The 26196-nt window shown below is 65.6% G+C and carries 28 protein-coding genes; 6 read left to right on the top strand and 22 right to left on the bottom strand.

Features of this window, described 5'->3' with window-relative positions; translation table 11 throughout:
* Positions 1–5 precede the first annotated feature (5 nt).
* Complete coding sequence (locus tag NBE95_RS04445; RefSeq protein WP_289894663.1) at positions 6–1199, bottom strand: ABC transporter substrate-binding protein; 1194 nt, start codon at positions 1197–1199, stop codon at positions 6–8.
* Positions 1200–1400: 201 nt separating this feature from the next.
* On the opposite strand from NBE95_RS04445, the gene NBE95_RS04440 reads away from it, so the two are divergent.
* Complete coding sequence (locus NBE95_RS04440; protein WP_289894662.1) at positions 1401–1952, top strand: SRPBCC family protein; 552 nt, start codon at positions 1401–1403, stop codon at positions 1950–1952.
* Complete coding sequence (locus tag NBE95_RS04435; protein WP_289894661.1) at positions 1949–2866, top strand: PQQ-binding-like beta-propeller repeat protein; 918 nt, start codon at positions 1949–1951, stop codon at positions 2864–2866. The genes NBE95_RS04440 and NBE95_RS04435 overlap by 4 nt, the downstream gene beginning before the upstream one ends.
* Here the strand turns inward: NBE95_RS04435 and NBE95_RS04430 are convergent.
* The 14 genes from NBE95_RS04430 to rph all read right to left on the bottom strand — a co-directional run bounded on the left by NBE95_RS04430 (position 2847) and on the right by rph (position 14269).
* Positions 2847–3389: a PQQ-dependent catabolism-associated CXXCW motif protein gene (locus NBE95_RS04430; RefSeq protein ID WP_289894660.1), complete on the bottom strand. Its 543-nt coding sequence runs from the start codon at positions 3387–3389 to the stop codon at positions 2847–2849. The two genes, NBE95_RS04435 and NBE95_RS04430, sit on opposite strands and share 20 nt — an antisense overlap.
* Positions 3386–4198, bottom strand: coding sequence for a substrate-binding domain-containing protein (locus NBE95_RS04425; RefSeq protein ID WP_289894659.1), 813 nt, complete (start codon positions 4196–4198; stop codon positions 3386–3388). The genes NBE95_RS04430 and NBE95_RS04425 overlap by 4 nt, the downstream gene beginning before the upstream one ends.
* Positions 4199–4203: 5 nt before the next feature.
* The gene (locus NBE95_RS22370) at positions 4204–4911 is read right to left on the bottom strand and encodes a c-type cytochrome, methanol metabolism-related (RefSeq protein ID WP_354670356.1); all 708 of its coding nucleotides are present in this window, start codon (positions 4909–4911) and stop codon (positions 4204–4206) included.
* Positions 4912–5014: 103 nt separating this feature from the next.
* Entirely contained in the window at positions 5015–6760 is a 1746-nt protein-coding gene (locus NBE95_RS04415; RefSeq protein ID WP_289894833.1) for a methanol/ethanol family PQQ-dependent dehydrogenase, read from the bottom strand.
* Positions 6761–6993: 233 nt separating this feature from the next.
* Positions 6994–7833, bottom strand: coding sequence for an S-formylglutathione hydrolase (fghA, locus tag NBE95_RS04410; protein ID WP_289894658.1), 840 nt, complete (start codon positions 7831–7833; stop codon positions 6994–6996).
* The gene (locus NBE95_RS04405) at positions 7830–8348 is read right to left on the bottom strand and encodes a GNAT family N-acetyltransferase (protein ID WP_289894657.1); all 519 of its coding nucleotides are present in this window, start codon (positions 8346–8348) and stop codon (positions 7830–7832) included. Before NBE95_RS04405 ends, fghA begins: the two co-directional genes overlap by 4 nt.
* A gap of 13 nt (positions 8349–8361) precedes the next feature.
* On the bottom strand, positions 8362–9000 hold the full coding sequence (locus NBE95_RS04400; RefSeq protein WP_289894656.1) for an ATP-dependent Clp protease proteolytic subunit: 639 nt from the start codon (positions 8998–9000) through the stop codon (positions 8362–8364).
* A gap of 75 nt (positions 9001–9075) precedes the next feature.
* Complete coding sequence (locus NBE95_RS04395) at positions 9076–10203, bottom strand: S-(hydroxymethyl)glutathione dehydrogenase/class III alcohol dehydrogenase (protein ID WP_289894655.1); 1128 nt, start codon at positions 10201–10203, stop codon at positions 9076–9078.
* Between the two features lie 119 nt (positions 10204–10322).
* Complete coding sequence (gfa, locus tag NBE95_RS04390; RefSeq protein ID WP_289894654.1) at positions 10323–10907, bottom strand: S-(hydroxymethyl)glutathione synthase; 585 nt, start codon at positions 10905–10907, stop codon at positions 10323–10325.
* Positions 10908–11023: 116 nt separating this feature from the next.
* Positions 11024–11377: a YbaN family protein gene (locus NBE95_RS04385; protein WP_289894653.1), complete on the bottom strand. Its 354-nt coding sequence runs from the start codon at positions 11375–11377 to the stop codon at positions 11024–11026.
* A 4-nt stretch (positions 11378–11381) separates the two neighbouring features.
* Positions 11382–12590 (bottom strand): radical SAM family heme chaperone HemW, encoded by a 1209-nt coding sequence (hemW, locus tag NBE95_RS04380; RefSeq protein ID WP_289894652.1) that lies wholly within the window; start codon positions 12588–12590, stop codon positions 11382–11384.
* Positions 12587–12961 (bottom strand): RidA family protein, encoded by a 375-nt coding sequence (locus NBE95_RS04375; protein ID WP_289894651.1) that lies wholly within the window; start codon positions 12959–12961, stop codon positions 12587–12589. The genes hemW and NBE95_RS04375 overlap by 4 nt, the downstream gene beginning before the upstream one ends.
* The gene (rdgB, locus tag NBE95_RS04370) at positions 12954–13559 is read right to left on the bottom strand and encodes an RdgB/HAM1 family non-canonical purine NTP pyrophosphatase (RefSeq protein ID WP_289894650.1); all 606 of its coding nucleotides are present in this window, start codon (positions 13557–13559) and stop codon (positions 12954–12956) included. The genes NBE95_RS04375 and rdgB overlap by 8 nt, the downstream gene beginning before the upstream one ends.
* Positions 13547–14269 carry a ribonuclease PH gene (rph, locus tag NBE95_RS04365; protein ID WP_289894832.1) on the bottom strand — a complete coding sequence of 241 codons (723 nt, stop codon included), beginning with the start codon at positions 14267–14269 and terminating at the stop codon, positions 13547–13549. Before rph ends, rdgB begins: the two co-directional genes overlap by 13 nt.
* Positions 14270–14355: 86 nt before the next feature.
* Between rph and hrcA the strand changes: the two genes are divergently transcribed.
* Both hrcA and NBE95_RS04355 read left to right on the top strand, forming a co-directional pair.
* Positions 14356–15411 (top strand): heat-inducible transcriptional repressor HrcA, encoded by a 1056-nt coding sequence (gene hrcA, locus NBE95_RS04360; RefSeq protein WP_289894649.1) that lies wholly within the window; start codon positions 14356–14358, stop codon positions 15409–15411.
* Between the two features lie 7 nt (positions 15412–15418).
* Complete coding sequence (locus tag NBE95_RS04355) at positions 15419–15964, top strand: nucleotide exchange factor GrpE (RefSeq protein ID WP_289894648.1); 546 nt, start codon at positions 15419–15421, stop codon at positions 15962–15964.
* Between the two features lie 87 nt (positions 15965–16051).
* Here the strand turns inward: NBE95_RS04355 and NBE95_RS04350 are convergent, their stop codons facing one another.
* The 7 genes from NBE95_RS04350 to NBE95_RS04320 form a co-directional block, all read right to left on the bottom strand.
* The gene (locus NBE95_RS04350; RefSeq protein ID WP_289894647.1) at positions 16052–16930 is read right to left on the bottom strand and encodes a ParB/RepB/Spo0J family partition protein; all 879 of its coding nucleotides are present in this window, start codon (positions 16928–16930) and stop codon (positions 16052–16054) included.
* Positions 16931–16939: 9 nt separating this feature from the next.
* Positions 16940–17716 carry an AAA family ATPase gene (locus tag NBE95_RS04345; RefSeq protein ID WP_289894646.1) on the bottom strand — a complete coding sequence of 259 codons (777 nt, stop codon included), beginning with the start codon at positions 17714–17716 and terminating at the stop codon, positions 16940–16942.
* Positions 17709–18296: a 16S rRNA (guanine(527)-N(7))-methyltransferase RsmG gene (rsmG, locus tag NBE95_RS04340; RefSeq protein WP_354670355.1), complete on the bottom strand. Its 588-nt coding sequence runs from the start codon at positions 18294–18296 to the stop codon at positions 17709–17711. The genes NBE95_RS04345 and rsmG overlap by 8 nt, the downstream gene beginning before the upstream one ends.
* Complete coding sequence (gene mnmG, locus NBE95_RS04335) at positions 18293–20152, bottom strand: tRNA uridine-5-carboxymethylaminomethyl(34) synthesis enzyme MnmG (RefSeq protein ID WP_289894645.1); 1860 nt, start codon at positions 20150–20152, stop codon at positions 18293–18295. The genes rsmG and mnmG overlap by 4 nt, the downstream gene beginning before the upstream one ends.
* Positions 20153–20160: 8 nt before the next feature.
* A complete protein-coding gene (gene mnmE, locus NBE95_RS04330) occupies positions 20161–21420 on the bottom strand; it encodes a tRNA uridine-5-carboxymethylaminomethyl(34) synthesis GTPase MnmE (RefSeq protein WP_289894644.1) in 1260 nt (419 codons plus the stop codon).
* A 16-nt stretch (positions 21421–21436) separates the two neighbouring features.
* Positions 21437–22708: a transcription termination factor Rho gene (gene rho, locus NBE95_RS04325; protein WP_028711757.1), complete on the bottom strand. Its 1272-nt coding sequence runs from the start codon at positions 22706–22708 to the stop codon at positions 21437–21439.
* A gap of 120 nt (positions 22709–22828) precedes the next feature.
* On the bottom strand, positions 22829–23275 hold the full coding sequence (locus tag NBE95_RS04320; RefSeq protein WP_289894643.1) for a CopD family protein: 447 nt from the start codon (positions 23273–23275) through the stop codon (positions 22829–22831).
* 559 nt (positions 23276–23834) lie between these two features.
* Here NBE95_RS04320 and NBE95_RS04315 point away from each other — a divergent pair.
* Positions 23835–25073 (top strand): aromatic ring-hydroxylating dioxygenase subunit alpha, encoded by a 1239-nt coding sequence (locus NBE95_RS04315; protein WP_289894642.1) that lies wholly within the window; start codon positions 23835–23837, stop codon positions 25071–25073.
* Complete coding sequence (locus NBE95_RS04310) at positions 25073–26149, top strand: hybrid-cluster NAD(P)-dependent oxidoreductase (protein WP_289894641.1); 1077 nt, start codon at positions 25073–25075, stop codon at positions 26147–26149. Before NBE95_RS04315 ends, NBE95_RS04310 begins: the two co-directional genes overlap by 1 nt.
* Positions 26150–26196: the final 47 nt, after the last annotated feature.

Here is a 26196-nt window from a genome sequence, read left to right as displayed (position 1 = left end):
TCACCTCAGAATTTGCATTCGGTTTCGGGACGGTCGATGCCCAAGGTATCCAGCGCCGAGCTTTGATGCAGATACTGGTCCTGCGGGCTGACCGAGGCGGTCACGGTCGGCGTCGCCAGCAGGATTGGCTGGCGCAGCTGGTGATCCCAGTCGCGGATCGTCAGCTTCTGGCCCTTGAAGCCCGCCACCTCGAAATTCTCGGACAGCATGAATTCCTTGAGCTTGGCGGGTTCGGTGCTTTGCGTGCGCGTCGCGGCTTCGCCGATCATGCGCAGGGCAAGCCAGACCTGATAATCCTCCTCGCGCATCGGGCGGCCGGCAAGCTCCTCGAAACGGTTCTGGAACTGCGTCGCGCCCCAGGCTTCCAGCGAGGGCGCCCAGCTGCGCGGCACCAGCCCGGCCGAGCCGGCGACCGGGCGCGGATCCCAGGTCTCATAGGGCAGCCAGTTGGCGAAGACGTCGTTCTCGTCCGCGGCGATCAGCACATCATGGTCCGGCGCGCGCTGGGTAAAGACCGGCATCTGCTTTTGCACCTGGACATGGCCGCTGTCGCTGCGCCGGCTGCCGCCGGTATCCTCATAGGTGCGGGTCTCGACGATTTTGGCGCCGAACTTGGTCGCGGCCCGGCGATAGGCATCGGCCAGGGCCACGTCCTCGGGGTGGCTGCCGGCGATCAGGAACCAGTCCGGCCATTTCTTCCACATCAGGAACTGCGCTAGCGCATCGGCCAGCATGGCGTGGCTGGGCGCGGTATGGATGACGTTGATCCGGCAATCCTTGCCGCGCAGCGCATCGCCGCGCGCCCCGGCGTTCAGCACCAGCGCCCGGTCGCCGGCCTGATCGGCCAGCGCCAGGGTATCGGCATCGCCGGCCAGGGTGACGATGAAGGGAACCCCCTGGGCCAGCAGCTTGTCCATCTCGGCCGGGGCGGTCTCGGGCGTGGCGGCGACCTCCAGCGCCTCGAAATCCTGGCCCATGAAGCGGCCGGTGGTGTCGTTGTCCTCGATGGCAAGCCGGGCGCCGGCAAAACCCAGATCCTCGGCGCGGGTGTCCAGCCGCGAGATCGGCGGCAGGCGCGGCGCGTCCACACGCAGCACCGCGGCGCGCACGGTCTGCGCCCCGCCGGCGGCGGAGTCCTGCGCAAGCGCCGGGCCCGCCAAGGCCAACCCAGCCGAAAGTATGATGATTCTGCCTTTCATGGCTTTCCTCCCCCCGGTATCATGGCGGGCAAAAGCGCCAGCGCCAACCCGGCAAAGCACCCGGGCCCGGGCGGGGAAAATCACCCGATACGTTTGTCTTATGGACGCGGCCGCCGGCTTGGGCGCATGGTCGCCCCATACTGGGCGCACCGACCCCGGAGGAGGTCGGCATGGCTGCCCCTCGCGAGGAGGAAAGCGATAATGACCCGAGTTCTGGCCCTGACCCTGGCTGCCACCATGGCGCTGGCCGGCGCGGCCCAGGCCCATGGCCCGGTCCGGCTCAAGCTCGAGCTGGACCAGAAACTGGATGCGACGCCCGACGAGGTCTGGGCGGTGATCGGCAAGTTCGACGACATGAGCTGGCATCCCGCCATCGCCAAGACCGAGATCGCCGGCGACGGCTCGACCGACCAGCCCGAGAAGTCCGAGCGCGTGCTGCACCTGAAGGCCGACAGCGGCGACCCGACCATCACCGAGCTTTTGTCGAAATGGCAGCCCGAGAAGCGCTGCTATGCCTATCGCATCGAGAAGGTCGAGGTATCGGTGCTGCCGGTGACCAACTATGCCTCGACGCTTTGCGTCAAGGACGAGGGCGGCAAGGCGCTGGTCACCTGGAAGGGCGGCTTCTATCGCGGCTATCCCAACAACAACCCGCCCGCCGACCAGAACGACGAGGCGGCGATCAAGGCAGTGACCGGGGTCTATCAGGCCGGGCTCGACGCGCTGGCGGAAAGGTTCGGCAAGGCGGAATGATCCGCCCGCTGATCCTGTTGCTGGCGGCGGCGGCGCCGGCGGGCGCCGCCGATCTGGCCTTCGTGACCTCGCAGAACGCCGATGCGGTCTCGGTCGTGGACCTGGGTTCGGGCGCGGTGCTGGCCGAGGCGGCGGTGCCGGGCGCGCCGGCGCCGGTGGCCTATGACCCGGCGCAGGGCCGCGCCTATGTCATCGCCGCCGAGACCGGCGGGCTGACGGTGCTGGACGAAACCGGCAAGGTGATCGGCGGCCGCGCCCTGCCCGAGGGCGCCTTCGGCATCGCGCTGGCGTCCGATGGCGGGCTCTTCGTCACCGAATGGTATCAGGGCCGGCTGATCCGGCTGGATGCCGAACTGCGCGAGCTGTGGCAGGTGCCGACAGGCCGCGCGCCGGCCGGGGTGGCCAGCGACGGCCGGCTGGTCGCGGTGGCGGATCGCGACGACGACCGGGTCTCGATCTACGATGCCGAAACCGGGGCGCTGCAGGCCCGCGTCGCCACCGGCACGCATCCCTATGCGGTGGCCTTTCACGGCGGGCGGCTGTGGTCGGCGGATGTGCAAGGCGACACGGTCAGCGTGATCGACCCGCAGGCCGGCAAGCGTATCGGCCAGGTGCCGACCGGCAGCCACCCCTATGGCATCGCCTTTGCCGGCGGGCGCGGTTTCGTCACCGACCAATATGCCGGCACGGTGACGGTCTTCGACCCCGTCACGCTGAAGGTCGTGGACCGGCTGGAGACCGGCGACTATCCCGAGGGCATCGCCCCCCTGCCCGATGGCTCGGGCGTGGTGGTGGCGCATTGGGACAGCAACACACTGGTCTGGATCGACGCCGCCAGCCTGGAGATCACGCGCGAGATCGCGCTACCGGACGGCCCGCGCGCCTTCGGCGCCTTCACGGGCCGGCAGGACTGACCGGCTCCAGGCTGCCGCCCTGTTCCTGCCAGCCCTCGACGCCGTCGGGGAACCACAGCACGCCGGTATAGCCCAGGGCCACGGCGCGCTTGCCGGCATTCCAGCTCATCCAGCAGGCGCGCTTGCAGAAGATCACCATCGGCGCCGCCTTGTCGCCGCCGGACAGCCGGATCAGGCCGTTGCGCAGCCGCGCCTCCTCGGCCGGGGCGATGCGGTCGTAGCCGGTGTCGTAAAGCCAGGTGGCGCCGGGGATGGAAAGATGCGGCGGCGCATTCCACAGCGTGCCCTCGGGCAGGCCCTCGGGGCGGGCCTGGCGCGGCAGCACGTCGATGAAGGGCACGCCCCGGGCATGCAGCCGCATCGCCTCGGCCGCGTCGATCACCTGCGCGCCGGCCAGAGTCGCCGGGGTCTCGGCGCGATAGGGCTCGCCGCGGAACCCCTTGGGTTCGGGCACCTGCGCCAAGGTCTGGGCCGGGGCGGCGACGGCCAGAAGCAACGCCAGCACCGCCCCCAGCCGTTTCATGGTTTCAGCGCCTTGCCGTAATCGTCCAGCAGCGGCACCCCGGCGTCGCGCAGGATCGCGTCGATCTCGTCCTGGTGGCGGCGGATCAGGCTGTTCAACTGCCGCTTCCAGACATCCTCGCCCAGGCGCACGCCCATGGTGATGCGGTAGAACATGCGTGGCCCGGTGGTTTCCTTGAGCAGCGGGGTGAATTGCAGCTCGGGGTCCTGCTTGACCAGCGGCCCGGCCAGCGGGCCCCAGATCACCGCCGCCGCCAAGTCGCCCGACTTCACCTGCGCCAGCATGTCGCCCACCGGATTCTCGACCCGGCGGTCCACGAACAGATCCCAGCCCCGCATGTCCTTGGCCAGCCCCGCCCGCGCCAGGTTGGTCGCCGGCGGCGTGCCCGCGACCACGCCGATCGGATGGCCCTTCAGCGCCGGATCCTCGAGCATGTCGACCGAGGCCAGCGGGCTGTCCTTGCGCGTCACGATGCCATAGGCCGAGGTGTAATAATGGTTGGTGTTCTGCACCAGCTCATCACCCTGGGCATAGCCGATGACGACATCGCAGACCCCGGCCCGCAAGGTCTTGCGGATGAAGCCCGAGCCTTGCGGAAACCAGGTATAGACCACCGGCAGGCCGAGCTTCTCTCCGAAAAGCTCGGCGATGCGGTTCTCGAAGCCGGACCCGTCCTCGGAGGACATCGGCACGGCGGCGGGATCGGCGCAGACCCGGAACTCGGTCGTGGAGCGCAGGTCGGCGACCTGCGCCGGCGCGGGCAGCGCGGCACAGGCCAGCAGGGCGGCAAGGGTGAGCGCCCGTTTCATCATCCTCATCCGTTCATGCAGGAATCTTCCTGCGCCGTGAATTCATCGGACTTGCTTTCCTTCTTCGCCGGACGGCCGCGCGGCAGGTCGCCCACGCCCCGCGCCAGCAGATAGACATAGATGTCGTCGATATAGCACCAGACGTTCTTGTTTGTCCCGAAGGCCGGCATGACCAGGTTCGCGGCCGTGTTCACGTCCTGCTTGCCCGAGGCCACGATTTCCTGGAACCCGTAATAGTCGAGCTTGAGCACCGAATTCTTCAGCGCCGGCGCATAGGTCGAGCCCTCGCCGTCCGGACCGTGGCAGACATGGCATTCCGCCGAATAGCGGCGGTAACCCGAGAAGGTCGCGTAATCCACCGTCCCGTCCTCGGCGATCTTGAAGGTCGGGATGTCCTCGGCCGTGTACCAGCGGCCGTTCTCCATGCGATCGGGGGTGATGTCCTGGCCGTTCGGCAGCACGAGCTTGCCGCCCTCGGCCTTGACCTCGAGATCCTCCTCGCCGGCGGCCGGGGCGGCTGCGGGCGCGGCTTGCGGCGCCGCGTCGCCCGAGGTGGCGGCAGCGGCCCCCGCCCCGGCCTGGGCGGGCGGAGTTTCGGCTGCGGGTTCGGTGGCAGGTTCAGCAGCGGTCTGGGCAATGGCCGTCTGGGTGATGGCACCCGTCGCGCAGGCGATGCAGATCGCCATCAGACTGGCGGTCATCTTGCTGGTCATGAATGTTCCTCCCTGGGCTGTCACCCGAAGATGATGGCGCCGCCCAAGGTACCCCTTGGGCGGCACGTTTCGAGGTCACAGTTCGTATTTCTGCACCAAAGTATTAGCCCGGCAGCTCGAACACGGTCAGCTGACCGCCCAGTTCGGTGTATTGCGACAGCGAGGCATAGCCGCCCACCGCGCCCAGGCCTTCGTTCGGGTTGGTCAGACCGGCCGCAAGGCCGATGCCCGCCCAGCCGCCGACGCCCGAGAGGATGCCGATATACTGCTTGCCGCCATGCTCATAGGTCATCACGTTGCCGATGATGCCGGACGGGGTCTTGAACTTGTAAAGCTCCTTGCCGGTCTCGGCGTCCACGGCCTTCAGATAGCCCTCCAGCGTGCCGTAGAAGACCACGCCGCCGGCGGTGGCCAGGGCCCCCGACCAGACCGAGAACTGTTCGGGCAGCGACCACTTGATCTCGCCCTTGGTGTTGTCCCAAGCGATGAAGTTGCCCATGCCGCCATGGCTGTTCGGCGCCGGATACATGGACAGGGTGGCGCCGACATAGGGCTGGCCGGCGGTATAGGCGACGCGGAACGGTTCGTAATCCATGCAGACATGGTTGGTCGGCACATAGAACAGGTTGGTCTGCGGCGAGAAGGCCGCCGGCTGCTGGTCCTTGGAGCCGAGCGCCGCCGGGCAGACGCCGGTGGTGTTCTCGTCCTCGCCGTTCTGGTCGGTCGAGTATTCGGCGACCACGGCAGGACGGCCATAGGTTTCCGAATTCGGGTCCATGTCGACGCCAGTGGTCCAGTTCACCACCGGATCGAACTTCTCGGCCACCAGCAGCTCGCCGGTTTCGCGGTCCATGGTATAGCCCAGGCCGTTGCGGTCGAAATGGGTCAGCAGCTTGCGGTCCTTGCCGTCGATCTGCTGGTTGGTCAGGATCATCTCGTTGACGCCGTCGAAGTCCCATTCGTCATGCGGCGTCATCTGATAGAACCATTTCGCCATGCCGGTATCGGCATCGCGGGCCATGATGGTCATCGACCATTTGTTGTCGCCCGGACGCTGCGCCGGGTTCCAGGTCGAGGGGTTGCCGGTGCCGTAATAGATCAGGTTCAGGTCGGGATCATAGGAGAACCAGCCCCAGATCGTGCCGCCGCCGATCTTCCACTGGTCGCCTTCCCAGCTTTGCAGCGAGCTGTCCTTGCCGATCGGCTTGCCCAGATGGGTGGTCTTTTCCGGATCGACCAGCATTTCCTCGTCCGGGCCGGTGGAATAGGCCTTCCAGGCCACGCTGCCGTCCTTGAGGTTCAGCGCGGTCATGCGGCCGCGCACGCCGTATTCGCCGCCCGAGATGCCGACCATGACCTTGTCCTTGACCGGCATGACCGTGGCGGTCAGCGTCTCGCCGATGGCGGGATCGCCGACCTTGGCGGACCATTTCGCCTCGCCGGTCTTGGCGTCCAGCGCCACGACGGTGGTGTCGGCCTGCGACAGCAGGATCATGCCGTCGGCATAGGCGAGGCCGCGGTTCACCGTGTCGCAGCACATCACCGCGATGACGTTCGGATCCTGCTGCGGCTCATAGCGCCACAGGATCTTGCCGTTGTCGTTCAGGTCCAGCGCGAAGACATTGTTCGGGAACGGCGTGTGGACATACATCACGTCCCCGATCACCAGCGGCGAGCCTTCATGGCCGCGCAGCACGCCGGTCGAGAAGGTCCAGGCGACGCGCAGGTCCTTGACATTGTCCTTGTTGATCTGGTCCAAGGTCGAGTAGCGCGTGTTCGCGTAATCGCCGGTCTGGATCGCCCATTGCTGGGGCTTGGCGATCTCGGCCAGGACGCTTTCGTTGGCCATCGCCGCCGAACCGCACATGAGCAGCGCGAGACAGGCGCCATTCATTAGTTTTTTCATGGATTTTCCCTCCCATATCGGTGCTGGCGCCACTCCTCGCACGCCCGCACCTTCATGTCGGAAGGTTCGGACCCGACCGCATTTGCGTCAACGAGCGCGATCGGGTGCTGAGACGAAAGTATTAGGGAAAATCGGCAATTGGTATGGGGTCGATCACCCGGATCGACCCCAGCCGGTCAGGCCAGCCGCTCGGCGTGCCAGCGCAGGTGGTCGGCCATGAAGGTCTGCACGAAGAAATAGCTGTGGTCATAGCCCTGATGCATGCGGAATTCGCCGGGCTGGCGACGCTCGGCCATGGCATGGGCCAGGGATTCGGGCTTCAGCAGGTCCAGGAACTGATCATTGGCGCCCTGGTCGACCAGCACCTCGCCCGGATAGCCCTTCTCGCGCATCAGCAGCGTCGAATCGTGCTTTTCCCAGGCCGAGCGGTCGGCGCCCAGATAGGCCTGGAACTGCTTGCGACCCCAGTCGGATTCGGTCGGATTGGCGATCGGAGAGAAGGCCGAGACCGAGCGGTAGCGTTCCGGGAAGGTCATGGCGATGGTCAGCGCGCCATGGCCGCCCATGGAATGGCCAGTGATGCCCTGCGCGTCGCGGTCCAGCGGGAAATTGGTGAAGACCAGCTCGGGCAACTCGTGGGTGATGTAATGCCACATGCGGAAATGCGGCGCCCAGGGCGCCTCGGTCGCATCGACATAGAAGCCGGCGCCCTGGCCGAGGTCGTAAGCCTCGTCATTGGCCACGCCCTCGCCGCGCGGCGAGGTGTCGGGAAAGATCAGCGCGATGCCGTATTCCGCCGCCCATTCCTGCGCGCCGGCCTTGGTCATGGCGTTCTCATGCGTGCAGGTCAGGCCGGACAGGTACCACAGCACCGGCACCTTGCCGTGTTCGGCCTGCGGCGGCAGGTAGACGGCGAAGGTCATCGGCGTGCCGGTGGCCTGCGACTGGTGGCGATAGACGCCCTGCATGCCGCCGAAGCTGCGGTTCTCGGATACGGTCTCATAGGCCAGACTCATGGCTCATTCCCTTTCGTCAGATCGTGGAACATGACCAGCGCATCGACATAGCCATGCCTGGGGTGAAGAAACGCGCCGGGCAGCCGGCCGACAATATCGAAACCGGCCTTCTGCCACGAATGAACGGCATCGGCATTGGTCGAGACGACGAAATTGAACTGCATCGCCCGGAAACCCTGCGCCCGCGCCCAGTCCTTGGCATGGGCGACCAGCCGCCCGGCAATGCCGCGGCCGCGCGCGTCGGGATGGGTGGCGAAGCTGGCATTGGCGACATGCGCCGCCGGGCCGGGGCGGTTCCGGCCGACATGGCTGGTGCCCAGCACCCGGCCGTCCAACTCGGCCACGAAGACGGTGAAGGGCGCGGCGAACCAGTCGGCCAGCGCCTCGTCCCGCGCGATGTCGGGGGGGATGCAATAGGTCTCGCCCGCACGATAGACGGGTTCCAGGATCGTCCAGATCGCCTCGTGGTCGGAAGGCGTGGCGGGACGGATCAGGGTGCCTGTCCCGCCCCCCATCAGCGCAGGCCCGTCATTTCAGCTCGTCCACCGAGCGGATGACCTTGCCCAGCAGGCCGTAATCCAGCGCCTCCTGCGTGTTCAGCCAGAAGTCGCGCTGGGTGTCCTTCTCGATCCGCTCGACGCTCTGGCCGGTGGCCTCGGCGAAGATCTGGTTCAGCCGGTCGCGCATCAGCCGGACCTGTTCGGCCTGGATCATCATGTCGGTCGAAGTGCCGCCGATCCCGCCCGAGGGCTGGTGGATCAGGAAGCGGGTGTTGGGCAGGCAGTAGCGGTTTTCCTTCTCAGCGCCGACGAAGATCAGCGCCCCGGCCGAGGCGACCCAGCCCGAACCGATGGTGCGCACGGTCGGACGGATGAACTTGATCACGTCATGGATCATGTCGCCGGATTCGACATGGCCGCCGGGCGAGGAGATCAGCATGTTGATCGGGGCGTCGCTGTCCTCGGCCAGGGCCAGCAGATGCGCCACGGTGCGCTGCGCCAGCTTGTCGGTGATCGGCCCGGCGACGATCACCGTGCGCGACTTGAAATAGAGCTTGCCGATCTTGTCCCCCTCGGGCAGGCCGAGCCCCTCGTCCTTCTGGCCCTCCTGGCGGCGCTCGTCGTCATCGTCGTCGTCATCGTCGTCCAGGTGGAAATGCTTTGCCATGATCGGTCCTTTCATGTTGACGGCGGGCACGGTCGCCCGCCCCCGCCGTCCTTTTAACTAAGCAGGCCTTTACGATCAGTAAAGGACGACCGAGCGGATGGATTCGCCCGAATGCATCAGGTCGAAGCCCTTGTTGATCTCGTCCAGCGTCAGGGTGTGGGTGATCATCGGGTCGATCTCGATCTTGCCGTCCATGTACCAGTCGACGATCTGCGGCACGTCGGTGCGGCCGCGGGCGCCGCCGAAGGCCGTGCCCTTCCAGACCCGGCCGGTGACCAGCTGGAACGGCCGGGTGCTGATTTCCGCCCCGGCCGCCGCCACGCCGATGATCACCGACTGGCCCCAGCCGCGATGGGTGCATTCCAGCGCGTCGCGCATCACCTTGACGTTGCCGGTGCAGTCGAAGCTGTAATCGGCGCCGCCGATCTGGTCGAACGGGGTCTTGGTCAGGTTCACGATCTCCTGCACCACGTTCTCGCAGTTCTTCGGGTTGATGAAATGCGTCATGCCGAAATGCTCGGCCATCGGCTTCTTGTCGTCGTTCAGGTCAACGCCGATGATCATGTCGGCGCCGGCCATGCGCAGGCCCTGCAGCACGTTGAGCCCGATGCCGCCCAGGCCGAAGACCACCGCCTTGGCGCCGATCTCGACCTTGGCGGTGTTGATCACCGCGCCGATGCCGGTGGTGACGCCGCAGCCGATATAGCAGATCTTGTCGAAGGGTGCGTCCTCGCGCACCTTGGCCACCGCGATTTCCGGCAGCACGGTGTAGTTCGAGAAGGTCGAGCAGCCCATGTAGTGATAGATCGGCGTGCCGTCGAGCATCGAGAAGCGCGTGGTGCCGTCGGGCATCAGGCCCTGGCCCTGGGTGGCGCGGATCGCGGTGCAAAGGTTGGTCTTGCGCGACAGGCAGGACGGGCACTGCCGGCATTCCGGGGTGTAAAGCGGGATGACATGGTCGCCCGGCTTGACCGAGGTGACGCCGGGGCCGACCTCGACCACCACGCCGGCGCCCTCATGGCCCAGGATGGCGGGGAAGATGCCCTCGGGGTCGGCGCCCGAGCGGGTGAAATCGTCGGTGTGGCAGATGCCGGTGGCCTTGATCTCGATCATCACCTCGCCGGCCTTGGGGCCTTCCAGGTTGACCTCCATGACCTCGAGCGGCTTCCCGGCCTCCAGGGCGACGGCGGCGCGTGTTCTCATGGCTTGCTCTCCTTGCATATGGGCCGCGACGGCCTTGGTCTTCTCATGTCACAGTCGTCTCATGGCACAGGGGCCGGTAAACCGGCCCCCGAAGTTGATCCCTGCCGAGGCGGTCCCGGTCAAGCCGGCAATGCGCCAGATCGCTTGGCGATATGCGTCGCGATGGCGTCCATCAGCGGCGGCGACAGGGCATCGTAGGGCTCGAGCCCCAGTTCGCGCAGGCGGGCGCGGATGCCGTCCATGCGGCTGGGATCGACACCCGATTCGATCACCGAGCTGACGAAGGCGGCGAATTCCGGCGCCGACCAGCCATTCTCGTCCGACAGTTCGGTATGGACGAAATCCAGCCCGTAGAAGGGATGGTCCTTGTTCTCGATGCGGCCATACATGTGCACGCCGCAATCCTTGCAGCGATGGCGCTGGATCGGCGCCTCGGCATTGACGATCTCCAGCTTGCCGGCGCCTTCCAGCACCTCGACCGCGTCGCGGCCGACCACCGCCACCTGCGAGAAGATCGCGCCGTCCGGCTTCCAGCACTTGGTGCAGCCGCAGACGTGATTATGCGCGGTCTGCGCCCGCACCGCGACCCGAACCGGGTTCGAGGCGCATTTGCAATGCAGCGTGCCGCCGGAAAACCCGGGCTGCGCCGGCTTGATGCCGTTATCGACGGCAGGATGAATCTTCACCCCAGAGGTATCAACCATGGTCCTAATCCTCCCCGCGAACCTAGATGGGGCGAGGTTCGCGCCATGGCCGGTCGCCCGCAAGTGGGCAAAAGGTTGTAATCGCTGTCCGCCGCGCCGCTGCCGGCCCCGGCGGGTCAGGCTTCGGGACGGCTGACCAGCCAGATGCCGACGGCGGTGCAGGCCGCCGCCTGCACGGCGATGAGCCGCGGATCAAGGCCCAGCAGGATCGTCCAGCCGACGCCGCAGGCCATGGCGCCGACCGCCCAGATCTTGGCGGTGCGGCTGATGATGCCACCCTTGCGCCAGGCCCGGATCGGCGGGCCGAATTTCGGATGCCGCATGATCCGCGCCCCGAGTCGCGGCGAGGAGCGGGCGAAGGCCCAGACCGCGACCAGCAGGAAGGGCACGGTGGGCATGACCGGCAGGAAGACCCCGATCACCCCCACCGACAGGGTCAGCCAGCCGGTGGCGAGCCAAAGGTAACGCATCTTGTTATTCCGCCAGTTCACGCAGGATACCGTTCAACACCGGGCGCCCGGCCGCCGTCGCCGCCAGCCGCTCGGGCCCCAGGGTCACGAGGCCGAGCCCGGCCAGGTCCTCGACCCTCTGCCGCGGCAGCCGGGCGCCATGGGCGAGATAGCGGGCGATCTCCATGCCCTCGGCCAGCCGCATGGACATCAGCAGATATTCCAGCGCCCGGTCGGGCAGGTCGAGCAATTCGCGCCGGCTGTCGCCATGGCCGCGGCTCTCGACGGCGTCCAGCCAGGCGCCCGGCGCCGGATGCGCCTCGGTCGCCCAGCGGCCCGAGGCCAGCGTCAGCCGGCCATGCGCCCCCGGCCCCACCGCCGCCCAGTCCCCCTGCCGCCAATAGACCAGGTTGTGCCGGCTTTCCGCCCCGGGCCGGGCGTGGTTCGAAACCTCATAGGCTGGCATCCCGGCCGTGGCGCAGATCTCTTGCGTGTCCAGATACAGGTCGGCGGACAGGTCGTCGTCGGGCAGGCCTTTCAGCCCGCCCTTGGCGTGCCGGGCGCCGAAGGCGGTGCCCGGCTCGATGGTGAGCTGATAGGCCGAGAGGTGATCGACCGCCATGCCGAGCGCCTGGCTGAGCTCGCGCCGCCAATGGGCGCGGTCCTGGTCCTGGCGGGCATAGATCAGGTCGAAGCTCACGCGCGCGAAACAGTCGCGGGCGATGTCGAAGGCGGCGCGGGCCTCGGCCGCCGAATGCATCCGCCCGAGCCGGCGCAGGTCATCGTCGTTCAGCGCCTGCACGCCCATCGAGACGCGGTTCACCCCGCCGTCGGCATAGGCGCGGAAACGGCCCGTCTCGACGCTGGTCGGGTTGGCCTCCAGGGTGATCTCGATGTCATTGGCAAAGGGCCAGGCGGCGCGGGCGGCCTCGATCACCCCGGCCACGGTTTCCGGCGCCATCAGGCTGGGGGTGCCGCCGCCGAAGAAGATGCTGTTCAACACCCGGCCGGGCAGTTCGCGGCCCAGCCGGGCGATCTCGGCGCGATAGGCGGCCAGCCAGCGCGGCTGGTCGATGCTGGCGGTAACATGGCTGTTGAAATCGCAATAGGGGCATTTCGCGGCGCAGAAGGGCCAATGGACGTAAAGCGCGAAGCCCCCGGCCCGCCAGTCGTCGGACAGGCTGGGGCCGGTGGCCGGGTCCGGCGGGGGGGCGGCTGGCAGGTCCAGGGTCATTCCTTCAGCGCGGTGACTTCGATTTCGATCTTCATCTCGGGTCTGATCAGCCCGGCCACAACCATGGTGGCGGCCGGTAACGCATCTTTCATCGCCTCGCCCAGAACCGGCGTGATCGCGTCGAGGATCGCCGGGTCGGTGATGGTGTACTGCACCCGCACGATGTCGGCGGGTGCGAATCCGGCCTCGGCCAGGGTGGCGAAGATGGTGGCGAAGGCGTTGCGCGCCTGATCGGCGGCGCTGTCGGGCATCGCCATCGCCGCGTAATCGTAACCGGTGGTGCCCGAGACGAAGCACCACGGCCCCTTCACCACCGCGCGGCTGTAGCCGAGCGCCGATTCGAAGGGCGATCCGGTCGAGATCCTACGCAAACAGCGCCTCCAGCTTGCGGAAGGCGCGGGCGCGGTGGCTGATGGCGTTCTTCCGCTCGGGCGCCATCTCGGCATAGGTCACGTCATGGCCCTCGGGCACGAAGATCGGGTCGTAGCCATGGCCCTGCTGCCCGCGCGGCGGCCAGACCAGGTGGCCGGGCGCCACGCCCTCGAAGATCTCCTCGTGGCCGTCGGGCCAGAGCAGGATCAGGGTGGCGCGGAACTGGGCGGTGCGCGGCTCGGGCACGCCGCGCTCGTCCAGCTCGCGCCAGGTGCGGGTCATGGCCTGCATGAAGTCGCGGCCCTGCGGGGTCTCGGCCCAGTCGGCGGTATAGACGCCGGGCGCGCCGTCCAGCCCGTCCACGGTGATGCCGCTGTCATCGGCCAGCACCGCCAGGCCGGTGGCCTGCATGGCGGCGCGGGCCTTGATGCGGGCATTGCCGATGAAGCTCGACTCGGTCTCGGGCGGCTCGGGCAGGCCCATCTCGCCGGCCGAGGTGACCTCGATGCCATGCGGGGCCATCATGGCGCGGATCTCGTCCAGCTTGCCTTGGTTATGGGTGGCGACCAGCAGTTTCCTTTCGGTCAGCTTGCGCATGCCATGGCCTCGTTCTGGGCCCGGACCAGCTCGGCGATGCCGGATTCGGCCAGATCGAGCAGCTGGTTCATCTCGGGGCGCGAGAAGGTGGCGCCCTCGGCCGACATCTGCACCTCGATCAGCCGCCCTGCCCCGGTCATGATGAAATTGCCGTCGGTGCCGGCCTCGCTGTCCTCGGCATAGTCCAGATCCAGGATCGGCTGGCCGGCATAGATGCCGCAGGACACCGCGGCGACGTGGTCCATGATCGGGTCGCTGGTGACGATGCCGGCCTGCAGCAGCTTGTTCACCGCCAGCCGCAGCGCCACCCAGCCACCGGTGATCGCGGCGCAGCGGGTGCCGCCATCGGCCTGAATCACGTCGCAGTCGATGACGATCTGCCGCTCGCCCAGGGCGCGGCGGTCGACGCCGGCGCGCAAGGCGCGGCCGATCAGGCGCTGGATCTCCTGCGTGCGGCCGGATTGCTTGCCCGCCGCGGCCTCACGCCGGTTGCGGCTGTTGGTGGCCCGCGGCAGCATACCGTATTCCGCCGTGACCCAGCCCTGCCCCGAGCCCTTGAGGAAAGGCGGCGCCTTGTCCTCGATGGTGGCCGAGCAGAGCACGCGGGTATCGCCGCAAGAGATCAGGCAAGAACCCTCGGCATGGCGCATGATGCCCGTTTCGATTGAAATCGGGCGCATATCACTTAAATTCCGGCCAGAGGGGCGCATCATTCATTCCTTTCGGGGGTTTTGCCGTTCAGATACAGGTCCGACGCCCATGACCGCAACCCGTGAACGCCCGCAACAGAACGCCGATGTCTGAAACTCCGCTGCTTTCCCTTCTGAACGACCGCTCGCGCGAAGTGTTTCGCCGCGTGGTCGAAGCCTATCTGGCCACGGGCGAGCCCGTCGGCTCGCGCACCCTGACCCGCGACATGACCGAAAAGGTCAGCGCCGCCACCATCCGCAATGTCATGCAGGACCTGGAACATCTGGGCCTGCTGGATCACCCGCATGTCTCGGCCGGGCGGCTGCCGACGCAGCTGGGGCTGCGGCTGTTCGTGGATGGGCTGATGGAGGCCGGGCCGGTCTCGGCCAGCGACCGCGAGATGATCGACGAGACGCTGGGCCAGGACAGCGGCGATACCGGCGCCATGCTGGACCGGGTCAGCACGGCGCTGTCGGCGCTGACCCACGGCGCCTCGCTGGTGTTGATGCCCAAGCAAGAGGCGCCGGTGCGGCATATCGAGTTCGTCAGCCTTGCCCCCGACCGGGCGCTGGTGGTGCTGGTCTTTGCCGACGGCCGGGTCGAGAACCGGGTGTTCGCCCCGCCACCGGGCCAGACCGCCAGCTCGATGCGCGAGGCGGCGAACTTCCTGAACGCCGTGACCGAAGGTCGCACCCTGGCCGAGCTGCGCCGCAGCGTGACGCAGGAGATCGAGACGAGCCGGCAAAGGCTGGACAGCATCGCGGCGGAACTGGTGGCCTCGGGACTGGCGCTGTGGGACGGCGAAAGCAGCGATCCGCGGCTGATCGTGCGCGGCCGGGCCAATCTTCTGGCGGATGAACTGGCCGATCTGGACCTTATCCGCACGCTGTTCGACGACCTGGAACGCAAGCGCGACATCGCCGAGTTCCTGGAACTGGCGGAACAGGGCGAAGGCGTGCGCATTTTCATCGGATCCGAGAACAAGCTTTTTTCACTTTCCGGTTCCTCTCTGGTGGTTTCGCCCTATATGAATGCCGACCGAAAGATTGTTGGCGCGGTCGGCGTCATCGGTCCGACGCGGCTGAACTATGGCCGCATCGTGCCGATCGTGGACTATACTGCGCAGCTTGTCGGCCGGATGATCTCTGGCCGGAAAGGATGATGAGGACATGACGAAGGAAAACCCGAACGGCAGCCCGCTGGACGAGGAGATCATTGACCCGCTGGCCGATGATGAGGCCCCCTCGCCCGATGTCGAGGCGCTGATCGCCGAGCGGGACGACTACCGCGACCGCTTCATGCGTGCGCTGGCCGATGCCGAGAACGCCCGCAAACGCGCGGACAAGGAGCGCCGCGATGCCGAGCAATATGGCGGCTCGCGGCTGGCCCGCGACCTGCTGCCGGTGCATGACGCGCTGAGCCGGGCGCTGGAAGCCGCCGGCGAGGAGCAGCGCGCCGCGGCGGCGGCGCTGATCGAGGGCGTCGAACTGACGCTGCGCGAGCTGAACAACGTCTTCGCCAAGCATGGCATCAAGGTCATCACCCCGGCCATCGGCGACCGCTTCGACCCGCAGATGCATGAAGCCATGTTCGAGGCGCCGGTGCCCGGCACCATGGCCGGCAATATCATTCAGGTCATGGATAACGGCTTCCAACTGCATGACCGGCTGCTGCGCCCGGCCAAGGTCGGGGTAAGCTCCACCCAGGCGAGCTGAGCAGAAAGCGAAAACCCCGGAAGTTCCGGGGTTTTTCATCACAATCGTATATTTTGTATTCAGATTTCCAAGAAATACAAAATATGCTCAGTTTCCTGCCAGAACTTGGCAAAGCCGATCCAGCTGATCCAGGTCGCGATAGGTGATCACCAACTGCCCGCCATCCACGCCGGCATGGTTGATCGCCACCTTCATCTTCAGATGTGCCGACAAGTCCCCCTCCAGGGCACGGGTATCGGCATCCTTCTCTGGCTTGGGCGGCTTGGCCGCCGCGGGCTTTGCCCCTTCGGCCTGGCGCCGCACCAGATCCTCGGTCTCGCGCACCGATAGGTTCTTCTCGATCACCTTGCGGGCCAGTTCGACCGCGTTCGGCGCCGTGATCAGCGCGCGCGCATGACCGGCGGTAAGCTTGCCTTCCTTGAGCCAGGCCTGCACCTGCTCGGGCAGGTTCAGCAACCGCAGCAGGTTGGCGATGTGGCTGCGGCTTTTGTTCAACGCCTCGGCAACCCGTTCCTGGGTATGGCCGAAGCGATCCATCAGCTGTCGATAGGACGCCGCCTCCTCGATGGCGTTCAAATCGGCGCGCTGGATGTTCTCGACAATCGCGACCTCCAGCACCTCGGTATCGCTGAGATCGCGGACGATGACCGGAACTTCGTGAAGCTGCGCGATCTGCGCCGCGCGCCAGCGCCGCTCGCCGGCGACAATCTGGTAAAGCCCGCGATCTGTCGGATGTGGCCGCACGATCAATGGCTGGAGCATGCCGCGAGTCTTCAGCGAATCGGCCAGTTCTTGCAGCGCCTCGGGCGCGAAGCTGCGCCGCGGCTGGTCGGGATTGGGCGTCATCTGCTCGACCGGCAGCATCTGGCGCGGCGCCGGCCGCTCGGAGGGGATCAGGTCCACATCGGCCATCAGGGCCGACAGACCCCGGCCCAGGCCGCGCTTCTCCAGCTTGTTATCGGACATGTTTCCTCCCTAGGCGGTCGCGAGTTGACGGGACAGGAACTCCTTCGCCAGTTCGCGATAGGCGGTGCTTCCCTTGGAATTCGGATCGTATTGCAGCACCGGCATGGCATGCGAGGGCGCCTCGGACAAGCGCACATTGCGCGGGATCACCGTGCGATAGACCAGACCGGACAAGGTGCTGCGCGCATCGGCCTCGACCTGCTGCGACAGGTTGTTGCGATTGTCGGACATGGTCAGCAGCACGCCTTCGATCCGCAGATCGGGATTGGCGGTCTGCCGCACCTCGCGCACGGTCATCAGCAGCTGCGACAGCCCTTCCAGGGCATAGAACTCGGCCTGCAGCGGCACCAGAACGCTATCCGCCGCCACCATGGCATTCACGGTCAGCAATCCCAGGGCCGGCGGGCAATCGATAAGAATGTAATCGGATTCAATGGGATGCGACAGCTTGCGGCGCAGAAGCTGGGTGCGGCCCGGTCGGCTAGACAGCTCGAAATCCGCCGAGGCCAGATCGCGATTCGACGGCACGATGCGCAGATTGCCGATATCGGTGTCATGCAGGGTCTGCTCCAGCGGCTGGTCACCGGTCAGCAGATCATAGGATGTCAGAACGCGTTCCTCCGGCGGAACGCCAAGCCCGGTCGAGGCATTGCCCTGTGGATCCAGGTCGATGACGATGACGCGTTGGCCCTGTTCGGCCAGAGCGGCGCCCAGATTGATCGCCGTGGTGGTTTTTCCCACCCCGCCCTTCTGGTTCGCGACGGCAATGATGCGGGTTTCAGGCATGACGAATTCTCGCAATTTCCAGAATGGCGGCGTCCGGTTCCGTGGCGCTGGGATGGGTTTTCATGTCGAATTTCCAGTCGCGTTGCGCCTCGCTGACCTCGGCCTGCCAGTTCCGCCCCTTCATCAACCAGGCGGTGCCGTCAGAGCGAAGGTGGCGATTCACATATGCCATGAGCTGGCCCAGCGGGGCAAGCGCCCGCGCGCTGATCTGGGCGGCTTCAAGCCGGTCCGCCGCCTCGATGCGCTTGTTGATCACCTGGGCGTTGTCGAGGCTCAGCTCGCGTATGACGGTGCGCAGGAATGCCGCCTTGCGCTGATCGCTCTCGACCAGTTTGACGGCGAGATCCGCGCGCAAGACCGCAAGAACGATTCCCGGCAGCCCTCCGCCACTTCCCAGATCGACCCAGGTGCCGGTGGCAGATTGCGCCAAGACCGCAAGCTGGCGAGCATCGGCGATATGGCGCGATTCGATTTGCCCGACCGTCGACGAAGCAATCAGGTTGATGGCCGGATTCCATTTCCGCAGCAAAGCGGCGTAGCAGGCCAACCGCTCCTCTGTTTCACGTGAAACACTCATCATGCGCTGCGGCGTTGTCCGGTGCGAATAATCGCCAGAATCAAGGTAAGCGCGGCAGGGGTCATGCCCTCGATTTGCGATGCCGCTGCAAGCGTCGCGGGCCGGAGCGTTTCCAGCTTGGATTTCAGCTCATTGGAGAGCCCGGACAATGCCCGATAGTCGAAGCCCGGCGGAATCCGCACGGCCTCCTCCTTGCGCAACATCTCGGCGTCGCGGCCCTGGCGCTCGGTATACTGATGATAGAGCGCATCCGTGGCGACTTGCCGGATGGTCCGCGCATCATGGCCAGAGAGTGCGACATCCAGTGCAAGCACTTGATCTTGCGGGATATCCTGCTGTGCCAGCAGCGAGAACAGGCTGCGGCGCGCACCATCCTGACGGACCTCGATGCCCTGGCGCGCCAGTTCCGAGGGCGTAAAAGAGATCGCCTCGGCCCGGCTTCGTGCCATATGATAGCGATGCATCTTGTCCTGAAACGCCTGCTGGCGACGCTCTTCGACGCAGCCCAGCTCGATTCCCAACGGCGTGAGGCGTTGATCCGCGTTGTCCGCCCGCAGGGACAGCCGGAATTCGGCGCGCGAAGTGAACATCCGATAGGGTTCGCTGACGCCGCGGCTGACCAGATCGTCGATCATCACGCCGATATAGCTTTGCGAGCGGCTAAAATGCTGCATCGCCCGACCCTGCGCCTTCAATGCCGCGTTCAGACCCGCCACCAGACCTTGCGCGGCCGCCTCCTCATAGCCGGTCGTGCCGTTGATCTGCCCGGCAAGGAACAGGCCGGCAAGCGACTTGGCTTCCAGCGCCGGGCTGAGTGCGCGTGGATCGACGTAATCATATTCAACCGCATAGCCCGGCTGGACAATGCGCGCCTGTTCGAGGCCACGAATCGATCGCACATAGGCCAGTTGCACCTCCTCCGGCAGCGAGGTGGAAATGCCGTTCGGATAGACCAGATCGCTGTCGAGCCCCTCGGGTTCAAGGAAGATCTGATGCGAATCCTTGTCGGCGAAGCGGACGATCTTGTCCTCGATCGATGGGCAGTAGCGCGGTCCGACGCCGTCGATGCGGCCGCCATACATGGCGGAACGATCCAGATTGTCCCGGATGAGCCGGTGCGTCTCGGCGTTGGTGTGGGTGATGGCGCAGCTGATCTGCGGCACCTGCGGCACAGCGTTCAGATAGGAGAACATCACCGGATCCGCATCGCCCGGCTGCCGTTCCAAACTTTCCCAGTCGATGCTGGCGCGGTCGATGCGCGGCGGGGTGCCGGTCTTCAACCGGCCCAGCGGCAGCGAAAGCGGGCCCAGCGATTCGGCAAGGCTGACCGAGGGCGCACCGCCCCAGCGGCCGGCAGCGCGCGTTACCTCGCCGATATGGATCAGCCCGTTGAGAAAAGTGCCGGTGGTCAGGATCACCTGGCGGGAACTAAGCTCTTCTCCATCCGCCAGCCGCAGGCCAAGAACCTGTCCGGCTTCGTGGATCAGTTCCGCCGCCTCGCCCAAGATCAGAGTCAATCCTTGTTGATTTTCAACAACTTCTTGCGCCGCCGTCCGATACAGCTTGCGATCGGCCTGCGCGCGCGGTCCTTGTACCGCCGGCCCTTTACGGCGATTGAGCAGACGGAACTGGATGCCCGCCGCATCGGCAATCCGTCCCATGACGCCGTCCAGCGCGTCGATCTCTCGCACCAGATGGCCCTTGCCCAGGCCACCAATGGCCGGATTGCAGGACATTGTGCCGATATCGTCCCGTTTCATCGTCACCAGTGCCGTCTGAGCACCCATGCGCGCCGAAGCCATCGCCGCTTCCACCCCGGCATGGCCGCCGCCGATCACGATTACGTCGAAATGTTTCACGTGAAACCTTACTTTCCGATACAGAACGAACTGAAGATCTCGTCCAGATAATCCTCGGCCCCGACCCGACCCACCATCATCGCCAAGGCCTGAGCCGCCTGACGCAGCGCTTCGGCCAGAAATTCCGGTGGCATAGTGCCATCCACCTGCAGCGCCGCCAAGGCGCGTTCCAGAGCTTCCGCCTGCCGCTTGTGCCCGACCAGACCGGAATCAGCCGCCCTGACCCGCAGCCGATCATAAACCAGGTCGAGCAGTTCCGCGACCCCTTCCCCGGTCAAACCGGATATGGACCTGCCGGTTCCGGGCGTCAGGTCGGCCTTGGATTGCACCACGATATCATCTGCGCCCAGCACCTCGGTTGCCCCATCGGCTGCCGAGAGATGGATCCGCAGATCTGCCGCCTGCGCCCGTTTCATGGCCCGGGCCACGCCCATCGCTTCGACCGGATCCTCGCTTTCGCGCAAGCCGGCCGTGTCCAGGAAGGTGACCGGAAGACCGCGCAAATCGGTGCGAAGCTCCAGGATGTCGCGGGTCGTACCGGCAATGTCCGACACCAAGGCGATCTCGCGCTGGCCGATCCGGTTCAGCAATGTGGATTTTCCGGCATTCGGTGGTCCGATGATCGCCACCTCGTAGCCTTGCCGCAGCCGTTCGGTGGCCGGATAGGTCGCCAGCAGCGCACCAATCTCGGCGCAGACCGTTTTGATCAGCGCAAAGACCTCCTCGGGAACCTCCTCCGGAACCTCCTCATCGGCGAAGTCGATGCTGGCTTCGATCAGCGCCCCGGCGCGGACCAGGGCAGCCCGCAGCAGATCGGCTTTTTGCCCCAGTTCCCCCTCGGTGGCACGCATCGCCAGCTTGCGCTGCGCCTCGGTCTCGGCCGATAGCAGATCGGCAAGCCCCTCGGCCTCGGCCAGATCCATACGACCGTTCAGGAAGGCCCGGCGGGTGAACTCCCCCGCCTCGGCCCGGCGCAATCCGCGCGCCAACAGGGCTTGGGACAGCCGGTTGGCGATCACCGGCGCACCATGCAGGTGCAGTTCGGCGACTTGCTCGCCGGTGAAGCTGCGGCCCTCCTCGAACCACAGCACCAGGGCGCGGTCGATCAGCTCCTCGCCATCGCGCACCGCCCGCAGTACCGCCGCGCGAGGCGCCGCAACCGGACCGACCAGCGATTCCAGCGCGGCGCGCGCCCGCGGTCCGCTCAGGCGGACAACGGAAACGCCCCCGCGACCGGGAGGCGTCGCCTCGGCAAAGATCGTGTCCACCGCATCCTCCGCGCCGTCAGGCGTTCATCGAGTCGAAGAATTCGCTGTTGGTCTTGGTCTGCTTCAGCTTCGAGATCAGGAACTCGATCGCATCCGTGGTGCCCATCGGGTTCAGAATGCGGCGCAGCAGATAAGTCTTCTGCAGATCCTTAGCATCCACCAGCAGTTCTTCCTTGCGGGTGCCGGACTTGAGGATGTCCATCGCCGGGAAGACCCGCTTGTCGGCGACCTTGCGGTCCAGCACGATCTCGCTGTTGCCGGTGCCCTTGAACTCCTCGAAGATCACCTCGTCCATGCGCGAGCCGGTGTCGATCAGCGCCGTGGCGATGATGGTCAGCGAACCGCCCTCCTCGATGTTGCGCGCCGCGCCGAAGAACCGCTTCGGCCGCTGCAGCGCGTTCGCATCGACGCCGCCGGTCAGAACCTTGCCGGAACTCGGCACCACGGTGTTGAACGCCCTACCAAGTCTTGTGATTGAATCCAAAAGGATCACAACATCCCGTTTATGCTCGACCAGGCGCTTGGCCTTTTCGATCACCATTTCCGAGACCGCGACGTGCCGGCTGGCCGGTTCGTCGAAGGTCGAGGAGATCACCTCGCCTTTCACCGAACGCTGCATGTCGGTCACCTCTTCCGGCCGCTCGTCGATCAGCAGCACGATCAGGTAACATTCGGGATGGTTCTTCTCGATCGAATGGGCGATGTTCTGCAGCAGAACGGTCTTGCCGGTGCGCGGCGGTGCCACGATCAGCGAACGCTGGCCCTTGCCGATCGGCGCCACCAGGTCGATGATCCGGGCCGAACGGTCCTTGATGGTCGGATCCTCGATTTCCATCTTCAGCCGCTCGTTCGGATAGAGCGGCGTCAGGTTGTCGAAAGCGACCTTGTGGCGGGCCTTCTCGGGATGCTCGAAATTGATCCGTTCGACCTTGGTCAGGGCGAAATAGCGCTCGTTCTCGCCGGGGGCGCGGATCACGCCTTCGACGGTGTCGCCGGTGCGCAGCGAATGCTGGCGGATCATGTCGGGGCTGACATAGATATCGTCGGGGCCGGGCAGATAGTTCGCCTCGGTCGAGCGCAGGAAGCCGAAACCATCCTGCACCACCTCGAGCACGCCGTCGCCGCCGATCTCGAAACCTTCTTCGGCATGCTCCTTCAGGATCGAGAACATCATCTCGCCCTTGCGCATGGTCGAGGCGTTCTCGATCTCCCATTCCTCGGCCATGGACAGCAGATCGGCCGGGCTCTTGGCCTTGAGATCGGACAGATTGAGACGTTCTTCGGTCATCGCTTGCCTATATGCGCGACGCCCGACGGCATCGGTCCGCGCTGGAAACTGTGTCTGGAAAAGTCCCGCCGGACGGCGGACCGGCCTCACATAGGAAGAAACCGGCCGCGAGTCAATTCTTCAGAACTTCACGATCACCGAAAGCACGATCACCAGCATCAGAAGCGTCGGCAGCTCGTTCATCATGCGGTAACGCCGCCCGCTCAGCCCGCGCCCGGCCAGAAGCGCCTTGCGCTGGACCGCAAGCCACATGTGAAACCAGCTCATGCCCAGCACGCCCGCGGCCTTGCTCCAGGGCCAAACCATGGTCCAATCGACAATGCCCGGGGTCAGAACCAGCGCCAGACCCGCGGCCCAACTGACCGCCATGGCGGGATTCATGATCATGCGAAGAAGTTTTTCTTCCATGATTACAAAAGATTGTACGGGTTCCTGGCCGATATGCCCGCGCTCGGCATGATAGACGAACAGCCGGGGTAGATAGAAAAGCCCGGCCATCCAGGAAATCACTGCCATGACATGCAGGGCTTTGATCCAGGGGTAAGCAGAAGCCAGGAAATCGGTCATCGGACACCTCCGAGGCCATCTCCTCTAATAAAAAAGGATAAAGATAAAGGAAGATGATGTTGTTGTTGGGCCTGTGGATGACGGGACATCCCGGTTTCACGGCAAGGTTCCCCAACTTCGCCGGTCTGGGGAGAAAAATCCCGTTAACGATCTGTTAATAGAAAAATCAGCCATTTTCAATGTTTTGCAAGAACATGCTCTGTGGATAAGTTTGTGAAAATTTTTCTTGTCCACAGCATGTGGAAGCTTCCTCGCAGGTTTTGGACATGTGGAGAAGCCGGCGCCGTTCGTGTCTCGTTCCGGCCGGTCATCCACCGGCCCGGCGGGGGACACGAACGCTCCACAGAACCGGCCCCCCGAGTCGCCGCGGCTTATCCACAGGCTTATGCAGAACGGCCCGGCCGAAACCGGCTCCCGAGGGCCGGAAAACCCGCCGGCTGCGCCGCCGCAGCCCTCCGAGGTTCGTTTCCGTCACCCAAGCGTCGCATTTAGAGAATTGCGAGTCGCAAAACGGGTGCAATGCTGAAGACAGCGTCCCTTTAGCCAGCGGAATCATGCCATGCTGAACACAGCCGAAATCCTGAACGCGCTCGCCAACCGGCAGAAGAACTTCTCGCTCGGCCGCGACCTCTACTGCGACGAGGGCGTCTTTCACGCCGATCTGGAGAATCTCTGGTATCGGGAATGGGTGTTCGCCATCCCCTCCTGCGACATCCCCAAGACCGGCAACCACGCTACCTTGCAGATCGGCGCCTATCCCGTCGTGATCGTGCGCGGCGGCGACGGCCAGATCCGCGCCTTCCACAATGTCTGCCGTCACCGCGGCCAGCGGCTTTGTCCCAAGCAGAACGGCTCCTCGCCCAAGCTGGTCTGCCCCTATCACCAGTGGACCTACGACCTGGACGGCAAGCTGCTGTTCGCCCGCGACATGGGGCCGGATTTCGACCCGTCGAAATTCAGCCTGAAGCCGGTGCATTGCCGGACCGAGGGCGGCATGGTCTTCATCTGCCTGGCCGACAATCCGCCGGATTTCGAGCATCTTGGCAGCTATCTGCGCGATTATGTCGGGGCCAGCGACCTGTCGAACGCCAAGGTGGCCTTCACCTCGACCATCGTCGAGAAGGGCAACTGGAAGCTGGTGATCGAGAACAACCGCGAATGCTACCATTGCGGCGGCAGCCACCCCTCGCTGTGCCGGACCTATTCCGACAACCCGCTGATGACGGTGATGGAGGGGCCGAATGCCGCCTCGCCCGAGATCCTGTCGCATTGGGACCGCTGCGACAAGGCCGGCCTGCCGGCGCGCTTCGTGAACGATCCGGGCATGCAATGGCGCTTCGCCCGCGTGCCGCTGCTGAACAATGCCGAAAGCTTCACCATGTCCACCAAGGCGGCGGTGAACCGGCGCATGGGCACGATCCCGTGGAGCGACGCCGGCAGCCTGATGTTCTATCACTTCCCGTCCAGCTGGAACCACTTCCTGCCCGACCATGCCATCGTCTTCCGGCTGCTGCCGATCTCGCCCACCGAGACCGAGGTGACCTCGAAATGGCTGGTCCACAAGGACGCGGTCGAAGGCGTGGACTATGATCTGCAGAAGCTGACCGAGGTCTGGCTGGCGACCAATGACGAGGACCGCCGCGTGGTCGAGGAGAACCAGAAGGGCATCCTGTCCCCGGCCTACGAGCCCGGCCCCTATTCGCCCAGCCAGGAAGAGGGCGTGATCCATTTCGTCGACTGGTATGTGCGGCAGATGCTGGATCGCCTGTCCCCGAGCCCGGCGATGGCGGCGGAATAATGGCGGTCCTGGTCAAGGCATTCGGCGACAAGCCGTGGAAGGATGACGAGCCGCTGGAATGCGTGATGGTGGTGCCCGAGACATCGGACACCGCCACCTTCACCTTTCGCGCGCCCTCCGGATCCTGGTTCGATTATCAGCCGGGGCAGTTCGTCACGCTCGACCTGCCGGTGCCCGGCGGCAACGTGCAGCGCACCTACACCATCAGCTCCAGCCCGTCGCGGCCGCTGTCGATCTCGGTCACGGTCAAGGCGCAGCCGGGCAGCGTCGGCGGGCGCTGGATGATCGACCACCTGCGGCCGGGCATGCGGCTCAAGGCGTTCGGGCCGGCGGGGATCTTCTCCTTCGTGCGGCACGAGGCGCCGAAATACCTGTTCATCTCGGCCGGCTCGGGCATCACCCCGGTGATGTCGATGACCACCTGGGCCTGGGATTCGGGCGAAATGCCGGACATCGTCTTCGTCCATGCCGCCCGCAGCCCCAGCGACATCATCTTCCGCCAGCGGCTGGAGGGCATGGCCGACCGGGTGCCGGGCCTGCAACTGCGTTTCACGATCGAGGAATCCGACCCGTTCCGCACCTGGCACGGTTATCACGGCCGGCTGAACCAGATCATGCTGGGCCTGATGGCCCCGGATTATCTGGAGCGCGAGGTGTTCTGCTGCGGGCCCGAGCCCTTCATGCAGGCGGTGCGCGACATGCTGATCGCGCTCGGCTTCGACATGGAGCATTACCATCAGGAAAGTTTCGGCGCCCCGATCCGCAACGAGGCCGAGGCCCCGGTGCTGGAGGACGTCATTCCCGACGAGGACAGCGCCGCGCAGATCACCTTCGAAAGCTCGGGCGTTGTGGCGAAATGCCACGAGACCGATACCGTGCTGGCGGTGGCCAAGGCCAACGGGCTGAACATCCCCTCGGGCTGCACCTTCGGCCTGTGCGGCACCTGCAAGGTCAGGAAGACCGCCGGCGAGGTGCACATGGTCCATAACGGCGGCATCACCGACGAGGATATCGAGGACGGCTATATCCTGGCCTGCTGCTCGCATCCGATCGGCGCCGTCTCGGTCGAGGTCTGAGTCCTCGGCCAAGACGCAGACCAAGGCGCAAGCCTGACAGAAATCCC

Source organism: Paracoccus sp. TOH (genome assembly GCF_030388245.1).
In the GTDB taxonomy this organism is placed as follows: Bacteria; Pseudomonadota; Alphaproteobacteria; order Rhodobacterales; family Rhodobacteraceae; genus Paracoccus; species Paracoccus simplex.
Note: the sequence above shows the minus strand (reverse complement) of the source record. Positions and strands in the feature narration are given on the sequence as shown.

What these genes read in the sequence shown, in the direction of transcription:
- NBE95_RS04445 (WP_289894663.1), bottom strand. Translation starts at nt 1,199, where the DNA reads ATGAAAGGCAGAATCATCATACTTTCGGCTGGGTTGGCCTTGGCGGGC.
- NBE95_RS04440 (WP_289894662.1), top strand. Translation starts at nt 1,401, where the DNA reads ATGACCCGAGTTCTGGCCCTGACCCTGGCTGCCACCATGGCGCTGGCC.
- NBE95_RS04435 (WP_289894661.1), top strand. Translation starts at nt 1,949, where the DNA reads ATGATCCGCCCGCTGATCCTGTTGCTGGCGGCGGCGGCGCCGGCGGGC.
- NBE95_RS04430 (WP_289894660.1), bottom strand. Translation starts at nt 3,389, where the DNA reads ATGAAACGGCTGGGGGCGGTGCTGGCGTTGCTTCTGGCCGTCGCCGCC.
- NBE95_RS04425 (WP_289894659.1), bottom strand. Translation starts at nt 4,198, where the DNA reads ATGAAACGGGCGCTCACCCTTGCCGCCCTGCTGGCCTGTGCCGCGCTG.
- NBE95_RS22370 (WP_354670356.1), bottom strand. Translation starts at nt 4,911, where the DNA reads ATGACCAGCAAGATGACCGCCAGTCTGATGGCGATCTGCATCGCCTGC.
- NBE95_RS04415 (WP_289894833.1), bottom strand. Translation starts at nt 6,760, where the DNA reads ATGGCCAACGAAAGCGTCCTGGCCGAGATCGCCAAGCCCCAGCAATGG.
- fghA (WP_289894658.1), bottom strand. Translation starts at nt 7,833, where the DNA reads ATGAGTCTGGCCTATGAGACCGTATCCGAGAACCGCAGCTTCGGCGGC.
- NBE95_RS04405 (WP_289894657.1), bottom strand. Translation starts at nt 8,348, where the DNA reads ATGGGGGGCGGGACAGGCACCCTGATCCGTCCCGCCACGCCTTCCGAC.
- NBE95_RS04400 (WP_289894656.1), bottom strand. Translation starts at nt 9,000, where the DNA reads ATGGCAAAGCATTTCCACCTGGACGACGATGACGACGACGATGACGAC.
- NBE95_RS04395 (WP_289894655.1), bottom strand. Translation starts at nt 10,203, where the DNA reads ATGAGAACACGCGCCGCCGTCGCCCTGGAGGCCGGGAAGCCGCTCGAG.
- gfa (WP_289894654.1), bottom strand. Translation starts at nt 10,907, where the DNA reads ATGGTTGATACCTCTGGGGTGAAGATTCATCCTGCCGTCGATAACGGC.
- NBE95_RS04385 (WP_289894653.1), bottom strand. Translation starts at nt 11,377, where the DNA reads ATGCGTTACCTTTGGCTCGCCACCGGCTGGCTGACCCTGTCGGTGGGG.
- hemW (WP_289894652.1), bottom strand. Translation starts at nt 12,590, where the DNA reads ATGACCCTGGACCTGCCAGCCGCCCCCCCGCCGGACCCGGCCACCGGC.
- rdgB (WP_289894650.1), bottom strand. Translation starts at nt 13,559, where the DNA reads ATGCGCAAGCTGACCGAAAGGAAACTGCTGGTCGCCACCCATAACCAA.
- rph (WP_289894832.1), bottom strand. Translation starts at nt 14,269, where the DNA reads ATGCGCCCCTCTGGCCGGAATTTAAGTGATATGCGCCCGATTTCAATC.
- hrcA (WP_289894649.1), top strand. Translation starts at nt 14,356, where the DNA reads ATGTCTGAAACTCCGCTGCTTTCCCTTCTGAACGACCGCTCGCGCGAA.
- NBE95_RS04355 (WP_289894648.1), top strand. Translation starts at nt 15,419, where the DNA reads ATGACGAAGGAAAACCCGAACGGCAGCCCGCTGGACGAGGAGATCATT.
- NBE95_RS04350 (WP_289894647.1), bottom strand. Translation starts at nt 16,930, where the DNA reads ATGTCCGATAACAAGCTGGAGAAGCGCGGCCTGGGCCGGGGTCTGTCG.
- NBE95_RS04345 (WP_289894646.1), bottom strand. Translation starts at nt 17,716, where the DNA reads ATGCCTGAAACCCGCATCATTGCCGTCGCGAACCAGAAGGGCGGGGTG.
- rsmG (WP_354670355.1), bottom strand. Translation starts at nt 18,296, where the DNA reads ATGATGAGTGTTTCACGTGAAACAGAGGAGCGGTTGGCCTGCTACGCC.
- rho (WP_028711757.1), bottom strand. Translation starts at nt 22,708, where the DNA reads ATGACCGAAGAACGTCTCAATCTGTCCGATCTCAAGGCCAAGAGCCCG.
- NBE95_RS04320 (WP_289894643.1), bottom strand. Translation starts at nt 23,275, where the DNA reads ATGACCGATTTCCTGGCTTCTGCTTACCCCTGGATCAAAGCCCTGCAT.
- NBE95_RS04315 (WP_289894642.1), top strand. Translation starts at nt 23,835, where the DNA reads ATGCTGAACACAGCCGAAATCCTGAACGCGCTCGCCAACCGGCAGAAG.
- NBE95_RS04310 (WP_289894641.1), top strand. Translation starts at nt 25,073, where the DNA reads ATGGCGGTCCTGGTCAAGGCATTCGGCGACAAGCCGTGGAAGGATGAC.